This window comes from Actinoplanes sp. NPDC051346 (assembly GCF_040682215.1).
GTDB lineage: Bacteria > Actinomycetota > Actinomycetes > Mycobacteriales > Micromonosporaceae > Actinoplanes.
This window is the reverse complement of record NZ_JBFBAJ010000007.1, coordinates 108683-124158: the sequence shown is the minus strand read 5'-3', so window position 1 is coordinate 124158 and position 15476 is coordinate 108683. Positions and strand designations below refer to the sequence as shown.

Annotated in this window: 14 protein-coding genes; 4 read left to right on the top strand and 10 right to left on the bottom strand. The window is 70.9% G+C overall.

Annotated features, from left to right (window positions below; genetic code table 11):
- Nucleotides 1-148 precede the first annotated feature (148 nt).
- The 6 genes from AB0M36_RS18970 to AB0M36_RS18945 all read right to left on the bottom strand — a co-directional run bounded on the left by AB0M36_RS18970 (nt 149) and on the right by AB0M36_RS18945 (nt 6749).
- Nucleotides 149-1207, bottom strand: a complete 1059-nt coding sequence (locus tag AB0M36_RS18970; protein ID WP_364159099.1) for an ATP-binding protein — start codon at nt 1205-1207, stop codon at nt 149-151.
- On the bottom strand, nt 1204-1905 hold the full coding sequence (locus AB0M36_RS18965; RefSeq protein ID WP_364159096.1) for a response regulator transcription factor: 702 nt from the start codon (nt 1903-1905) through the stop codon (nt 1204-1206). The genes AB0M36_RS18970 and AB0M36_RS18965 overlap by 4 nt, the downstream gene beginning before the upstream one ends.
- A 239-nt stretch (nt 1906-2144) precedes the next feature.
- Entirely contained in the window at nt 2145-2876 is a 732-nt protein-coding gene (locus AB0M36_RS18960) for a LytTR family DNA-binding domain-containing protein (RefSeq protein WP_364159093.1), read from the bottom strand.
- Complete coding sequence (locus AB0M36_RS18955; RefSeq protein WP_364159090.1) at nt 2873-4084, bottom strand: histidine kinase; 1212 nt, start codon at nt 4082-4084, stop codon at nt 2873-2875. Before AB0M36_RS18955 ends, AB0M36_RS18960 begins: the two co-directional genes overlap by 4 nt.
- A 48-nt stretch (nt 4085-4132) precedes the next feature.
- Nucleotides 4133-5692 carry a sugar transferase gene (locus tag AB0M36_RS18950; protein WP_364159627.1) on the bottom strand — a complete coding sequence of 520 codons (1560 nt, stop codon included), beginning with the start codon at nt 5690-5692 and terminating at the stop codon, nt 4133-4135.
- Nucleotides 5693-5888: 196 nt separating this feature from the next.
- Nucleotides 5889-6749, bottom strand: coding sequence for a DNA-formamidopyrimidine glycosylase family protein (locus tag AB0M36_RS18945; protein ID WP_364159087.1), 861 nt, complete (start codon nt 6747-6749; stop codon nt 5889-5891).
- A 25-nt stretch (nt 6750-6774) separates the two neighbouring features.
- Between AB0M36_RS18945 and AB0M36_RS18940 the strand changes: the two genes are divergently transcribed.
- Entirely contained in the window at nt 6775-7956 is a 1182-nt protein-coding gene (locus AB0M36_RS18940) for a glycosyltransferase family 4 protein (RefSeq protein ID WP_364159085.1), read from the top strand.
- A gap of 220 nt (nt 7957-8176) precedes the next feature.
- Here AB0M36_RS18940 and AB0M36_RS18935 read toward each other — a convergent pair whose 3' ends face one another.
- The 4 genes from AB0M36_RS18935 to AB0M36_RS18920 form a co-directional block, all read right to left on the bottom strand.
- Nucleotides 8177-8926 (bottom strand): CDP-alcohol phosphatidyltransferase family protein, encoded by a 750-nt coding sequence (locus AB0M36_RS18935; RefSeq protein WP_364159082.1) that lies wholly within the window; start codon nt 8924-8926, stop codon nt 8177-8179.
- A gap of 190 nt (nt 8927-9116) precedes the next feature.
- On the bottom strand, nt 9117-10178 hold the full coding sequence (locus AB0M36_RS18930) for an iron-containing alcohol dehydrogenase family protein (protein ID WP_364159080.1): 1062 nt from the start codon (nt 10176-10178) through the stop codon (nt 9117-9119).
- Nucleotides 10166-10897: a phosphocholine cytidylyltransferase family protein gene (locus tag AB0M36_RS18925; protein WP_364159077.1), complete on the bottom strand. Its 732-nt coding sequence runs from the start codon at nt 10895-10897 to the stop codon at nt 10166-10168. Before AB0M36_RS18925 ends, AB0M36_RS18930 begins: the two co-directional genes overlap by 13 nt.
- Before the next feature lie 50 nt (nt 10898-10947).
- Nucleotides 10948-11397 (bottom strand): NUDIX domain-containing protein, encoded by a 450-nt coding sequence (locus AB0M36_RS18920; RefSeq protein WP_364159074.1) that lies wholly within the window; start codon nt 11395-11397, stop codon nt 10948-10950.
- A gap of 40 nt (nt 11398-11437) precedes the next feature.
- Between AB0M36_RS18920 and AB0M36_RS18915 the strand changes: the two genes are divergently transcribed.
- The 3 genes from AB0M36_RS18915 (at nt 11438) to eccB (ending at nt 15476) form a co-directional block, all read left to right on the top strand.
- Nucleotides 11438-12532: a PLP-dependent aminotransferase family protein gene (locus AB0M36_RS18915; protein ID WP_364159071.1), complete on the top strand. Its 1095-nt coding sequence runs from the start codon at nt 11438-11440 to the stop codon at nt 12530-12532.
- A 302-nt stretch (nt 12533-12834) separates the two neighbouring features.
- Entirely contained in the window at nt 12835-13977 is a 1143-nt protein-coding gene (locus AB0M36_RS18910; protein ID WP_364159068.1) for a magnesium and cobalt transport protein CorA, read from the top strand.
- A 50-nt stretch (nt 13978-14027) separates the two neighbouring features.
- Nucleotides 14028-15476, top strand: a complete 1449-nt coding sequence (eccB, locus tag AB0M36_RS18905; protein ID WP_364159065.1) for a type VII secretion protein EccB — start codon at nt 14028-14030, stop codon at nt 15474-15476.

Below are 15476 nucleotides of genomic sequence, written 5' to 3'. Positions count from 1 at the left end.
GATGTTGCCGGTCCTGTGGGCGGCGCGGGCGCAGCGGGCGGTTCCGCGGAGTCGGTTGGACCGGGTTGTGGAGGGGGCCCTGTCGGACGGGTAGGGGCCGGTTGCTCCGGGGGTGGGGTGCTCGTTGACATGAGTCGTCTCCTGCGGATCAAGCCGGGTCGAGGGGAAGTGAAACGTGGATGTGGCAACCGGGGCGGGTCAGTTCGGCCGGCGGTTCCGCGACGGCGATCGTGCCCCGGTGCAGTTGCACCACCCAGTGGGCGATGGCCAGGCCGAGGCCGGTGCCGCCGTCCTTGGCCCGCTCACCTCGGGTGAAGCGTTCGAAGACCCGTTCCCGGTCGGCGGGCGGGATGCCCTCGCCCTCGTCGGTCACGGCGATGAGGACGTGGCCGTCGTGGCGCTCCGCGCGGACGGCTACCGTGCCGCCCGGCGGGCTGTGGCGGGTGGCGTTGTCGAGCAGGTTGGCGAAGACCTGGTGGAGGCGCTCGCGGTCGCCGGTGAGGCGGATCCGTGGGACGGCCATTTCGAACCGCACATCGTGGCCGGCTCCGTCGGCGTTGACGCGCGCTTCGCGGACCACGCCGTCGAGGAACTCCCGCAGCTCGATCGGGTCGTGGGCCATCGGCATTACGCCCGCGTCCAGGCGGGACAGGTCGAGCAGTTCGGCGACGAGGCGGCCGAGGCGTTCGGTCTGTGAGAGTGCGGTGCGCATCGTCTCGGGTTCCGCGCTGGAGACGCCGTCGACGATGTTCTCCAGGAGGCCGCGCAGCGCGGTGATGGGGGTGCGCAGTTCGTGCGAGACGTTGGCGATCAGTTCGCGCCGCTGCTGGTCGGCGGCGGCCAGGTCGGCGGCCATCTGGTTGAACGCCGTGGCGAGCTCGCCGACCTCGTCGCGCGAGGTCGCGCGCACCCGGCGGGTGTAGTCCCCGCGGGCCATCGCCTTGGCGGCGTCCGTCATCTCGCGCAGGGGCACGGTCGCGCCGTGGGCCATCACCTGGAGCGTCACCAGGCCGAGCGCGACAGCGATCGCGAACCAGGAGAGCTCCACCCGCATGAAGTCGATGCTCCACCAGAAGATCAGCAGACCGACCCCGCCGGCGAAGCCCAGGGCCAGGGACAACTTCGCCTTGATCGAGCGTACGGGGTCGAGCGGCCGGGGCAGCCAGCCGAACATCGGCCGCGCTATCCGCCTGATCAGGTCAATCATCGGTCGTTCTCCAGGGCGTACCCGACGCCGTGCACGGTCCGGATGAGGTCGGCGCCGAGCTTGCGACGCAGGCCCTTGATGTGACTGTCCACGGTCCTCGTGCCGGAGGCGTCCGCCCAGCCCCAGACGTCGGCGAGCAGGCGTTCGCGGGGCAGGACCGTGCGCGGCTTGCCCGCCAGGTGCACCAGCAGGTCGAACTCGGTCGGGGTGAGGTGGGCCTCGGTCCCGTCGCGGTGCACGCGGCGCTCGGCGAGGTTGATCTCGAGGTTTCCGACGCGGAGCATGTCCGGCGCGGGCTCCGGTGCGGCGGTCCGGTTCGCCCGGCGCACGAGGGCATGCACCCGCGCGGTCAGCTCCCGCATGGAGAACGGCTTGGTCAGATAGTCGTCCGCGCCGACCGCGAGGCCGACCAGCAGGTCCGTCTCGTCGTCGCGGGCGGTCAACATCAGGACGGGCACGGGCTGCTCCGCCTGAATGCGGCGGCACACCTCGAGACCGTCGAAGCCCGGCAGCATGACGTCGAGGACGACGACGTCGGGCCGGGTCCGCCGGGCGGCCTCGACGGCGCCGGGCCCGTCGGCGGCGAGGTGCACCACGAACCCCTCCGCGCGCAGCCGGGCGGCGACGGCCTCGGCGATCGTCGGCTCGTCCTCGACCACGAGCACCCGGCGCTCCGGGTGCCTCGCCGTGCTCTCCATGCCGCTACCCCCTGAACGTGCTTACCGCTGGCTTCTCACGATCGTCGCGACGCCACGCGGCGTGCCGAGCGGGCGCCGCCCGGTGCACCCCCGTGGCGCACCGGACCGACCCGCGCTGAGCAGCCTATTGATCTGCCGTGCAGGGAGGGGGGTGGAGTTGTGGATACCTTGTGAAGATCGGCGGGCCTGTGGATAACTCTGGGGACAGCGCGGCGCAGGCTGTGGATAACGCTGTGGATTCAGCGGGTCCAGTCGTTCTTCGCGGCGCGGATGAGCTTGTCCTTGAGCTCGCGGGTGTGCCGACGGCTGACCGGCAGCTCCGCGCCGCCGACGATCACCATATAGCCGGACGGGGTGAGCCGCAGCTCGGCGATCAACCGCAGCTGTACCAGGTACGACCGGTGAATGCGCACGAACCCGGCATCCGCCCAGCGCTCGGCCAGCGTCGCCAGGGAAACCCGGACGAGGTGGGAGGCGTCGGCGGTGTGCAGCCGGGCATAGTCGCCCTGCGCCTCCACCCAGCGCACCGCCGAGCGCGGCAGCATCCGGGTGGTGCCGGCGAGCTCGACCGGGATGCTCGGCTCGCCGTCGGCCGCGGGCCGGCTCGCGCGCAGGCCGGCGACCCGCCGCAACGACTCACCGAGACGCTCGGCGCGGACCGGTTTGCGGACGTAGTCGGTGACTCCCAGGGCGAAGGCGTCCACCGCGCCGTCGTCGTACGCGGTCACGAACACGATCGCCGGCGGCCGGGCGAAGCGGCGCAGGACCCGGGCGAGCTCCATGCCGTCCAGGCCGGGCATGCGGATGTCCAGGAAGACGGCGTCGACCTCAACGTCCCGCAGCACCCGCAGGGCCTCGGTGGCATCTGCGGCGCGGTGCACATATGCCACCCGGTCGTCGGCATTGAGCAGGTATGCGAGCTCGTCCAGCGCGGGCGGCTCGTCGTCCACGGCCAGCACCACGAGAGTCACGCCCGGACCCCCGGATGGAACTTCGGCACCCGCATGCTCACCTTCGTTCCCGCGCCCGGTGCCGTCTCCACGACCAGGCCGAAATGGTCGCCGAAGACCGACCGCAGCCGCTCGTCCACGTTGGAGAGACCCACGTGCCGGCCCGCGTCGTCGCCGTCGCCGTTCGCGGCCTCGGCCACCCCGTCGGCCAGCGTCGCCGGGTCCATGCCGACGCCGTCGTCCTCCACTGTGATGTGGCATTCGGCCCCGGCGTCCCGCGCCTCGATGCTCACCATACCGACGCCCGGCTTCCGCGACAGACCGTGCCGCACGGCGTTCTCCACCAGGGGCTGGAGGCAGAGGAAGGGCACCACCACGGGCAGGACCTCCGGCGCGATCTGGAGCCGCACCTGGAGCCGGTCGCCGAACCGGGCCCGCTCGATGGTCAGGTAGCGGTCGATGGAGCGCAGCTCCTCGGCGAGCGTGGTGTATTCGCCGTGCGCCCGGAACGAGTAGCGGGTGAACTCGGCGAACTCGAGGATCAGCTCCCGGGCCCGCTCGGGATCGGTACGCACGAACGACGCGATCGCCGTGAGCGCGTTGTAGATGAAATGTGGGCTGATCTGGGCGCGCAGCGCGCGCACCTCGGCGCGGGCCAGGCGCTCCCGGGACGAGTCCAGCTCCGCGAGGGCGACCTGCGACCCGGCCCACCGGGCGGTCTCCATGGTCGCCTGCACCAGCCCGGGCGCCGGCTGGTCGTCGGCCACCGCCACCAGAGCGCCCAGCGCCTGCCCGTGGGTGCCGGTCAAGGGCGTCACGACGGCGCCGCGGACGACGCAGTCGATCCGATCGCAGGGCAGGTCCAACGTCGCGAGTACGATCGACCGGTTCCCGTCCACCGCGCGGTGGGCCGCGGCGACGAACTGGTCGGTGTGGTGACTCCCCCGGCCGTCGAATGCCAGGCAGCCGTCGCCGTCGCTGACGATCAGCCCGGCGGCTCCGACGAGCCGGCGCAGGTGGCGCACGGCCTTGCCGGCCGACGCGGCGGTCAGGCCGCTGCGCAGGGGTTCGGCGGCGAGGGAAGCGGCGTGGAGCACTTCGTACGTGGCGCGCTGACCGGCCGTGGCGATCCCCCGGCGGGCCCGCAGCCGCAGCACCGCCACGACGGCCCCAATCAGGGCGGCGAGCACGACGACGACCGCGAGGACGCTTCCGGCCTGACCGCTCACGCAGGCATCCTGACCGCAACCGTCCCGGAGCGCCAGGTGGAGGGAGGGCTAATAAGCGCCCTTGCGCTTCAAAACCACTCCGATCGTGCGCCACAGGATGCTCAGGTCGTAGGTCAGCGACCAGTTGTCGACGTAGTAGAGGTCGAGGCGGACCGACTCGTCCCACGACAGGTCGGAGCGCCCCGACACCTGCCACAGACCTGTTATTCCGGGGCGGACCAGCAGCCGGCGCCGCACGTCGCCCAGGTAGTCACCGTCGTCCGCGGGCAGTGGACGCGGCCCGACCAGCGACATCTCACCCTTGAGCACGTTGATCAGCTGCGGCAGCTCGTCGAGCGACGTCGCGCGCAGCTTGTTGCCGAAGGAGAAGATGCGCGGGTCGTTCTTCATCTTGAAGAGCATGCCGTCGGAGTCGTTGAGCTCCTCCAGGCTGGCCTTGCGCTCCTCGGCGTCGACGTACATGGTGCGGAACTTCCAGACCCAGAACGTCCGGCCCTCGTGGCCGACCCGGGGCTGACGGAAGAAGACCGGGCCCGGGTCGGACATCCGGATCCCGAGCGCGATCATCGCCAGCACCGGCGCGAGCGCCAGCAGGCCGAAGAAGGCGGCCACGCGGTCCAGAAGGTTCTTGGCGAGCCAGCCGGGACCGGAGAGGGTCGGCTCCTCCACGTGCAGCAGCGGCAGGCCCTCGATCGGGCGGATGTGCACGCGCGGGCCGGCGATGTCGGTGAGCTGCGGCGCGACGACCAGGTCGACGCCGGTGCCCTCGAGCTGCCAGGCGAGGCGGCGCAGCTCGCCCGGCTCCGCGCTGGCCGAGCCGCAGACCGCGATCGTGTCCGCGCCGACCTCCCGGACGAGGGTGAGCACGTCGCGGGCGGCGTACACGGGGACGGGGGTTTCGATGCCCCGGGTGGCCGCGAAGCCGTCGGTGACGTGGATGGCGACCGGGATCAGGCCCGCGGCGGGGCTGCGGGTGACCGCGGTGTAGACCTCGAGGGCCTCCGGCAGCGTGCCCATCAGGATCATCCGGTGCGCGCCGTGGCCGGTCTTGCGGCGGGCCACGTGCAGGATCTGCCGGGCGGAGTAACGGCCGAACAGGATGAAGATCAAGGACGCGGTCGTGACGTACGCGATCGTGACACGCGAGAGCTCTGTCTTCGTGCCGAAGGCCAGCAGTGACACGCTGGCCACCACCGTGACGAAGGCGCGGACGACCCGCTTGAACTCCTCGCTGCCCAGCCCGAGATAGCGGCGGTCGTAGCTGCCGTGGCCCCAGAGGACGGCCAGCCAGCCGAGCGGCAGGGCGGCGAACGCGACCGCGTAGAACTTCGCCTCCTCGCCCTGGAAGCCGGAGTCGGCCTTCTCGATGAAGGTGACGGCGAGCGCGCTCGCGAGCACCGCGGAGAGAAGATCAAGAACGATGAGGATCGCCGTGTACGGCCGGTGCCAGCGCGACAGCCTGCGGTGCGACCGGGTCCACACGGACCTGGGCACGCCGTTGCTCGGCGGCGGCTCCTGCTGCCATTCAAAGCTGTCGTACGGCATGCCGCTCCGGCTCTTGCTGGGGCTCGTCGCCGGGCGTTGGAGGCTCGTGGTCACCTCGCTTATGTCCTCCCGCATCACGTACCGCCCACACCGAGAACATTACGCACCGCCACGGCCCCGTGGGGTTCCGGCGGGGCCGGTCCCCTTTTGCGACGCGGACGAAGCATGGGAACCGGGCCACTATACCGATGGAACGACGGAGTAGAAGGGGACGTTGTGGTAGCTTTCCCCCCGCACACCAGCCGCTCACTCAGTGTTACTACCGAATCAACTTGGACAGCCGTCGATCGGCTAGGGGCTTACCACCCGTCTGACAGGTAGGGCAGTACTGAAGGCTCTTGTCCGCGAAGGAAACCTCGCGCACGGTGTCCCCGCAGACCGGGCACGGCAGGCCGGTGCGGGCGTGCACCCGCATCCCGGCGCGCTTCTCGCCCTTGAGTTCGGCCGCCTTCTGCCCCACCGATCGGGTGACCGCGTCGGTCTCGACCTGTCGGGTCGCCTCGTAGAGCGTGGTGATCTGCTCGTCGGTCAGCTTGCCGGTCAGCGCGAACGGCGACATCCTCGCGACGTGCAGGATCTCGTCGGAATAGGCGTTGCCGATTCCGGCGAGCACCTCCTGGTCGGTCAGCACGCCCTTGATCTGCCCGTTGCGGCCGCGGATGCGCTCGGCGAACTCGTCACGGCTCACCGCCAGCGCGTCCGGGCCGAGCCGCGACACGCCGGGGACCTCGGCCGGGTCACGCACGAGATAGGCGGCGAGCGACTTCTGCGTGCCTGCCTCCGTCAGGTCGAAACCGGAGCCGTCGTCGAGGCGCACCCGCAGCGCGATCGGCCCACTGCCGGGCTTGAGCGGCGCGGGTGACTTGAAGGCGTCGCGATAGTGCAGCCACCCGGCCCGGGCGAGGTGCACCACCAGGTGCAGCTCGTCGCCGAGCGAGACGTCGAGGAACTTGCCATGTCGGCCGGCGCCGGTGACCGGCAGACCGGCGACCGCGCTAGGCGCCGGGTCATATGTCTTCAGGGCGCTGAACGAGGACACCTCGAAGCGCTCCACGATATGGCCGACCGCACGCTCCCGCAGGTATGCGGCGAGCGCCTCGACCTCGGGCAACTCAGGCACGCCCCCAACGGTAGCGTTTGTCGCCGTGAAGGTCGTCGTAGCGCACAACCGGTATCGCGAGGCCATCCCCTCGGGGGAGAACGTCATCGTCGACACCGAGATCGCCCAGCTCACCGCGGCGGGCGTCGAGGTGCTGCCGTTCCAGCGCGCCTCCGACTCGATCGGGGAGCTGCCGACCCTGCAGAAGGCGCTGCTTCCGGTGTCGCCCATCTATGGCCGGGCGGCGCAACGGGACCTGGCCGAGCTTTTGCGGCGGGAGAAGCCGGACCTGCTTCACTTGCACAACCCGTACCCGTTGCTTTCGCCCTGGGTGGTGCGCACGGCGCACGCGCACGGGGTGCCGGTCGTCCAGACGGTCCACAACTACCGGCAGGTCTGCGCCTCGGGGTTGTACTTCCGCGACGGACACAACTGCACGGACTGCCGGGGCAAGGCGCTCGGCTGGCCGGCGATTCGGCACAAGTGTTACCGGGGCTCGGCGGCACAGAGCGCGCTGATGGCGACCACGCTGGCCGTGCACCGCTCGACCTGGAAATCCGTGGACCGCTACATCGCACTCACCGGGCGAATCGCCGCGCACCTCGGCGACTACGGCATTCCGGACGATCGCATCGTGATCAAACCCAACGGTCTGCCGGACCCGGGCGAGCCGGCACCGCTGGGCGACGGTTTCCTGTACGCCGCCCGCCTGTCCCCGGAGAAGGGTCTGGCCCTGCTCCTCGACGCCTGGCGGCGGCACCCGGACGGCGCCCTGGGCCCACTCCGCATCGCCGGCGACGGCGACCTGCGGCCCCTGGCGGAACGCGCCGCCGCCGACCGCGCCGACGTGACCTATCTGGGCGCTCTCGACGCTGAGGGCATGGCGGCCGCCCGGCGCGACGCCGCGGTGATCGTGGCCGTGCCGACCTGGAACGACGTGCTCCCCACCGTCATCCTGGAGGCGATGGCCGCCGGTCGGCCGGTGCTCGGCACCGAGGTGGGCGGCATCCCCTACCTGCTCGGCGTGGGCGAGACGCAGGCGCCCGCGGGATGGGCGGTGCCTCCGGAGCCCGAGGCGCTGGCGTCGGCGTTGCCGGCCGCCGCGGTCGAAGCGCGGCGGTTCGCCCCGGCCGCTCGGGAGCGCTACCTGCGGGCGTTCCATCCCGACGTGCTCACCCGGCAGCTCATCGCCGTCTACTCCGACCTCGCGGACCGGCGATCGAAGTAGATCCCGGCAATTCGCGCCGACAGGGAGCCTTTTGCCCGGCGGGTCGGCCGCGCACGGGTCAGCCGCGCAGACCGGCGGGCAGGTCAGCGGACGGGTCAGTCGCGCGGTGCGGTGGATGGGTCAGTCGCGCGGTGCGGTGGATGGGTCAGTCGCGCGGTGCGGTGGACGGGTCAGTCGCGCGGTGCGGTGGACGGGTCAGTCGCGCGGTGCGGTGGATGGGTCAGCCGCGTAGGGACTCGCGGCCGGAGAAGGCGATGCTGGCCGCGAGGAAAGCGCCGTTGACGAGGGTGAACGCGCCGACGACCCAGATGCTTGCCTGCGGCGCGACGGTGAGGACGACTCCGGCCAGGGCGATCACCGCACCGTAGTCGCGGACCAGTTTGACGACGCGGACCGGGAACGACCTGCTGGTGACCATGCTGGCCGCCTGCGATCCGGTCTGCATCACCGAGGTGACCAGGTTGACCATCCAGGTGCCCGCGAACGCCGCGAGCAGCCAGCCCGGGGTCGCCGGCACCTGCGCCTCGGCGGTCGCGGACAGGGCGGCCACCAGGGCGACCTGCGCCGCCACGTCGCAGAGGACGTCGACCCGTCCGCCGGCCGGGCTGGTCTGACCGGTGACTCGGGCGAGTTGGCCGTCCGCGCAGTCCAGGGCGTACGCGAACTGCCAGCCGACCAGCGCGAGCAGGCCGACCGGCCAGGCCCACACGCGGTCCTCGGCCACCGGACCCGCCGCCGCGACGACGACGAACGACACCAGGCAGCTCAGTCCCAGGTTGGCCACGCTGAGCACGGTGGGCGCGAGCCGGCGTTTGTGGGCGAACACGGCGATCCGAGCGCCGACGCGCTGGCTGATCGCCTCGCTGAACAGTCCCCCGCCACGGTTGACTGCGTAGTAGTCGGCGGCTGTCGGGGGCGCACCCGCAGCCGTGGTCGCCTGCGGACCGCCCGCCACCCGGGTCGCGTCCATCCCGCCGCCGGATTGCGCGGCAGCACCAGATCCGCCGTGTCCGCCAGAGCTGCCGTGCCCGCCGCCGTGTCCGCCAGCGCCGCCGGGCCTACCGGCGGCGCCAGGGCCGCCGGAGCCGGAAGACTGGCGGCTGACACCTGAGCCGCCCACAGGCTGGCCGCCCCCGGGAATCGGGGCGGAGCCGCGGGGGTCAGCGGTCGGTGACGGCGGCGACATAATCTGAAAGCTTCCTGCTGACCTCGTCCGAGGACAGGGCGAGGTGCTCGAGAATCGTGTACCGGTCGGGCCGGGTCTTCGGGGCGAACTGCACGATCTCGACGAACTGCTGCGTCTCCAGGCCGACGTCGGCCGGGATCCGCGGCAGCTGGTGTCGGGCCAGGCAGTCCGACATCTGCGCGAAGCGCCGCTCATCGCCGCGCAGGAACGTGCAGAACAGCGCCCCCAACCCCGCCAGTTCCCCGTGTGAGCCGGTGCCGGGGAACAGTGTGTCGGTGGCGTGAATGATCTCGTGGCAACCGCCGCTGCAGGGGCGGCTGCTGCCGCACACCGCCATGGCCAGGCCGCTGGAAATCAGCGTTTCGGCGAGAACCGTGACGAACGCGTCGTCGTGCATGTCGCCTGGCATGGTCAGGATCGCCTCGGCGCCGACGCGCGACAGGGAGGCCGCCAGGCCGTCGACCGGTTCGCCGCGCACCTCGCGGCCCAGGTCCCAGTCGGCGAGGGCGCTGATGTTGCTGATCACGTCGCCGATGCCGGCGCGGTTGACGCGTTCCGGGCCGTTCTCGACGAAGTCCAGGTCGACGATGACGGCGTAGGGGATGTGCACCCCGTAGGAGCCCTTGACGCCGTCGTTGACCAGGCTCGCGACCGGGGAGGCGACGCCGTCGTGCGCCAGGCTGGTCGCCACCGAGACCATCGGCATGCCCCAGCGGTTCGCCGCGTACTTCGCGGCGTCGATGGTCTTGCCGCCGCCGATGCCGACGACCGCGTCGTAGGAGCGGGTGCGCAGCTTGGCGCTCAGTTCCAGCGCGGCGTCCAGCGTGCCACCGGCGGTGGTGAAGATGTCGGCCGAGCCCAGCGACGGCTTGATCAGGTCGGCGATCTTCTCGCCCTGGCCGGGTCCGAGCACGACCGCGACGTCACCGCCGGAGGAGATGCGCCCGTCCGCCAGGATCGTGCCCAGGTCCGCGACCGCCCCCCGGCGTACGTCGATGTGCAGGGGGGTCTGGACGCTGCGGGCTAGTAACGGCATGCGATGTCCCGGGCCTTGGCCAGGTCGTCGTGGTTGTCGACCTCGACCCACGGGATGTCGCCGATGGTCGCCGCGCGGATCTCGCCGCCGCGGTTGGCGTACTCCTGGTAGCCGTCCTCGTAGTAGAGGTCGGGGTTGCGCTCCCAGGTGGTCTTGAGCGAGTCGGCCAGCTCGGCGGCGACGGAGGCCTCGATGACCGTGGCGCCGATGTACTCGCCGAAGGCGTCGGCCGGGTCCATCAACTTCGTGATCTTCGTGAGCCGGCCGTCCGCCGAGAAGATCGTCTTCATCTCCTCGTCGGCCAGCTTCTTGACGTTGTCGATGGCCAGCAGGATGCCGGGTCCGCGGTTGGCGAGCAGGGTGTGCTCGACGCTCACCGGGTGCACGGTGTCGCCGTTGACCAGCAGCGCTCCCTGGGCGAAGTGGTCACGCGCCAGCCACAGCGAGTACGCGTTGTTCCACTCCTCGGCCTTGTCGTTGTGCACGAGGCTGATCTTGACGCCGTACTTCTGCTCGAAGGCGTCCTTGCGCTCCTCGACCGCGCCGGCACAGTAGCCGACGACGATCGTCACGTCGGTGAGCCCCGCGGCCGCGAGGTTGCGCAGCGAGATGTCCATGATCGTGGTGTCCCCGTCCACAGGGACAAGTGCCTTCGGCAGCGTGTCCGTGTACGGACGCAGTCTGCGTCCGGCGCCGGCGGCGAGTACCAGACCGATCATGGGGTGGTTCCTTCCGATTCGAGGGGTGCCTGCCCGAGGATACGGGGCGCTCACCCGCCGAGAGTGTGAAGGACCGCGAAGCCGTCCTCGGCGATACGGCGGATCAGCCCGTCGTCGAGCCCCCGGTTCTCGTCGAGCACTGCCAGATCGTCCGGGCCCAGCCAGCGGAATTCCGTGTGTTTTCCCTCCTCCAGTCCGGGCCGGGTGAGGTCGCCGTCGACGCGGACGAGGAAGTCCGTCTCGTGCCGGTCGAGCCCGTCGTCGCCGGCGTAGGTGTGCTCGCCGACGACGGCGAGCACGGCCGAGAGGCGCCACCCGGTTTCCTCGAGCACCTCCCGTGCCAGGGCCTCGGTGACCGTTTCGCCCGGTTCCAGGTGGCCGCCGACGATGTCCCAGGCGTTCGGGAAGAGTTTGCGCGAGGGAGAGCGTCGCTGAAAGAACATGCGGCCGTCGTCGTCCACGACGAGAGCACCGGCTACGGCTAACGGCTCATGGGACACGGGCAAAGATGATATAGAGCCTGCTCGTAAGCTGGGGGGCATGACCGCTGAGCAGCTGATCTCATTCGCCCGGGGCGCTCCGTCCCTGGACATCGTCGACGTGGCCGGCCTGAAGGCGGCCGCCGCGCGGGCCTTCGACGCCGACCCGGCCGGGGTGACGGCCTACGGCACGTCCGTCGGTTACGTTCCGCTGCGCAAGTGGATCGCGGAGAAGCACGGTGTCTCCCCCGAGCAGGTCATTGTCACCAACGGTTCGTTGCAGGCGGACGCGTTCCTCTTCAACCACCTGGTCCAGGCCGGCGACGACGTGATCGTCGAGAAGCCCACGTACGACCGCACTCTGCTGAACCTGCAGAACCTGGGTGGCAAGGTGCACCAGGTGACCATCCAGCCGGACGGCATCGACGTGGACGAGCTGCGCGGCCTGCTGGAGAACGGCCTGCGCCCGAAGCTCGCGCACATCATCCCGAACTACCAAAACCCGGCGGGTGTCACTCTTTCGCTGGAAAAGCGGCGGGCGCTGCTCGCTCTCGCCGCCGAGTACGGCTTCGTGATCTTCGAGGACGACCCGTACGTCGACATCCGCTTCCGGGGCGAGGCGCTGCCGTCGATGCTGTCGATGGACGAGAACGCCTTGGTCGTGCACGCGTCGAGCTTCACCAAGACCGTGTGCCCGGGCGTCCGCGTCGGCTACCTCGTCGGTCCGGCCGCGCTCATCGACGCGATCGCCAAGAAGGCCACCAACCTCTACATCTCCCCCGGCATGGTGTCCGAGGCGATCGTGCACCAGTTCTGCGTCTCGGGCGACATCGACCGCTCGGTCCAGACCGTGAGCGCGGCTCTCGCGGAGCGGGCGCAGGTGCTGGCCGCCTCGATCCGTACGCACATCCCCGGCGCGACCTTCACCGAGCCGGACGGCGGCTACTTCCTCTGGGTGGATCTGCCGGAGGACGTGGACGTGGACAAGCTGTTCCCGGCGGCCATGAAGAAGGGTGTGGCCATCGTCAAGGGCAGCGACTTCCTGCTCGACGGCGGTAAGCACTCGGTGCGCCTGGCCTTCTCCGCGGTGACCGTCGACCAGATCGATGAGGGTGTCCGGCGACTGGCCGAGGCGATCGCCGCGGTCCGCGCCTGATACCTGCCCGACTGTCGGATTTCTGACAGTTGGGGGTTCACGCCGGTTCCGGGTTTCCCCCGGGACCGGCGTTCGGCTCACAATGCTTGCGGCGTCAAGCTCGTGAGCCTGCGATGCGACGCGATGACCTCAACCCCGCCCCCCGGTGCCGGGCGGGCCGCTCGCACCCTCACCCCCCGGAATGCGGCCGGTCCGCCCGGCGCCACCTTGCCCCTGCCCCCGGGGGATGTGCGCCCCCTGCGGCGTAACCTCGGGCGGGCCCGCCACCGAGGTGCGGGCAAGGCACCCTGGGGGAGGCAGTCATGAGCGAGAGCAACCTGCGCCGTACTCGGACGAACGGCGGGAACAGGTCGCTGTCGCGGGCGTGGGCCGCACCCGTCAGGGCGATGAACCGGTTCCTCGGCACCGCCGACGAGCCGATTTCGACCCCCGGCGAGCAATTTCACGGCAGCGCGGTGGTCGACTGCGGCGTCTACGTCGACGGCCGGCGGGAGCCCGGCGAGTTCAGCCCGGACGAGGCTCTGCGCGAGGCGTGCGACCGCGACAACGCCTTCGTCTGGCTCGGGCTGCACGAGCCCTCACAGGCCGAGATGTCCGCGATCGCCCGCACCTACAACCTGCACGAGCTCGCCGTCGAAGACGCGGTCAAGGCCGAGCAGCGGCCCAAGCTGGAGCAGTTCGGCTCCGTGCACTTCCTCGTGCTGCGCACCGCGCGCTACGTGCCGCACGGCGAGCTCACCGAGACGTCGCAGGTCGTGGAGACCGGCCAGATGATGATCTTCGTCGGGGACCGCTTCGTGATCACTGTCCGCCATGGCGACGCCACGCGGCTCGCGCCGGTCCGTGCCGACATGGAGGCGCGGGGTGACCTGCTCGCTCAGGGGCCTTGGGCGGTCGCGTACGCGGTCACCGACCGGGTCGTGGACGCGTACGTCGCGGTCGCCGACCAGGTGGAGGCGGACCTCGACACCCTCGAGGAGGGCGCGTTCTCGCGGGACGCGGGCAGCCCGGTGCAGGCGATCTACCAGATGAAGCGCGAGATCGTGGAGTTCCGCCGGGCGGTGGTTCCGCTGCAGCGCCCGCTCGCGACCATCACCGCGCCGCAGAGCCGGCTGGTGCCCAAGGAGATCCGGCGCTACTTCCGGGACGTTCAGGACCATCTGACGCGTACGGTCGAACAGGTCTCCTCCTATGACGACCTGCTGAACTCGATTCTTCAGGCGCGCCTGGCACAGGTGACCGTCGACCAGAACAACGACATGCGCAAGATCGCCGCCTGGGCCGGTATGTCCGCCATCTGGACCGCGTTCGCCGGCATCTACGGGATGAACTTCGAGCACATGCCCGAGCTGACCTGGCAGTACGGCTATCCGGCCGTGATCTCGCTGATGTTGCTGATCTCCGTCCTGCTCTACCGGGCCTTCCGCCGCAACGGTTGGTTGTAGGCGGTGCCCGGCCTCTAGAGTGGCGAGGTCACCGCGGGGAGGGAAGTCGCGTGCCGTCTCGGCAGGATCAGCTGCACTCGTACCAGTACACGCAGCAGCGGGTGGTGGCGGCGCTGGTCACCCACGACCCCGATCCGCACCGCTCACCGCTGCGCCGGGCCGGCACCACCGTGCTGGTCGGCATCGTCGTGGCCGCGCTCGCGCTCGGTGGCGCCGCCGTCTACGGCCTGGTCACGGGGCGCAGCACGGTCGAGCCGAGGGACGAGTCCGTGGTCTTCCTCGAGAAGGGCACCGGCGCGCGCTACGTCTATCTCAAGTCCGACGACAAGCTGCATCCGGTGCTCAACTACACGTCCGGGCTGCTGATCGCCAATTCCCAGACCCCCGCGCTGACGAACGCCTCCCGAGCGAGCCTCGCCAAGGTCCCCCTCGGGGAACCGCTGGGCATTCCGGACGCGCCCGACTCCCTGCCGCCCGCCAAGGACGGCCTGCTCAAGAGCCTCTGGACGGTGTGTTCCCAGGCGCCGCAGCCGGCGACGGGCGCTGTGCCGCAGAGCGTGCTCTCGATCGGAGCGGGCGTCGCCGGCGGCACCGAGCTGCCCGTGCCCCGGGCCGACACCCCGCCCGACGAGTTGCGCGGCCTGCTGGTCACCGACCCCTCCGACCGCACGTTCCTGGTCTACAACAACAAGCGCTTCCTCGTCCCGGCCGAGCGGCTCCAGCAGACGCGGGTCTGGTTCCGCTGGAACCAGGCGGCCCTGTCGGTCGCCCCGGCCTGGATCAACGCCGTCCCGATCGGGCCCGACCTCAGGCCGCCGGCGATCGCCAACCTCGGCGACCGCTCCGGGACGTTGCCCGATTTCCGGGTCGGACAGGTACTGCGCATCGGGAGCGAGGACAACGCTGTCGCCCAGTGGGGCGTGGTGCTCGCCGACGGCGTGGCCGACCTCACCGACGTGCAGGCCAGCCTGATGCAGGCCGAGCCCGGAGCGCCCGCCGCCCGCGAGGTATCCACCACCGACTACGGCAACATGGCCCGTTCCCGGACCCAGCTCGTCCCGGCCGCGAACGCGGCCGGGCTGCCGCCCGCCGTGCCGGTGCTGCTCAACGGCCCGGACAGCGTCTGCCTGACCTACGACGGCGCCGCGAACGGCAGCGTCGGTATTCGGATCGGCCCGACTCTGCCCCCGGGCGCCGCGGTCGCGGGTGAGCCCGCTGTGCCGGGCGGCGTCCGGGTCGATCGGGTGCACGTGCCGCGCGGCAAGGGCGCGGTGGTTGCCTCCGCCGCCTCGCCGAGCGCTCCGGCCGGCAGTGGCACGGTCAGCATCATCACCGACACCGGCCGTAGTTACCCGCTGGCCGGTCGCGACGTGCTGGCCAAGCTCGGGTACGGCGGGGTCCAGCCGCAGACGGTTCCGGGCCAGCTGGTCGCCCTGCTGCCGCAGGGTCCCTCCCTCGATCCGGTCCGCGCCCGTGAGGCCAACGCCGAGAACCCCTGA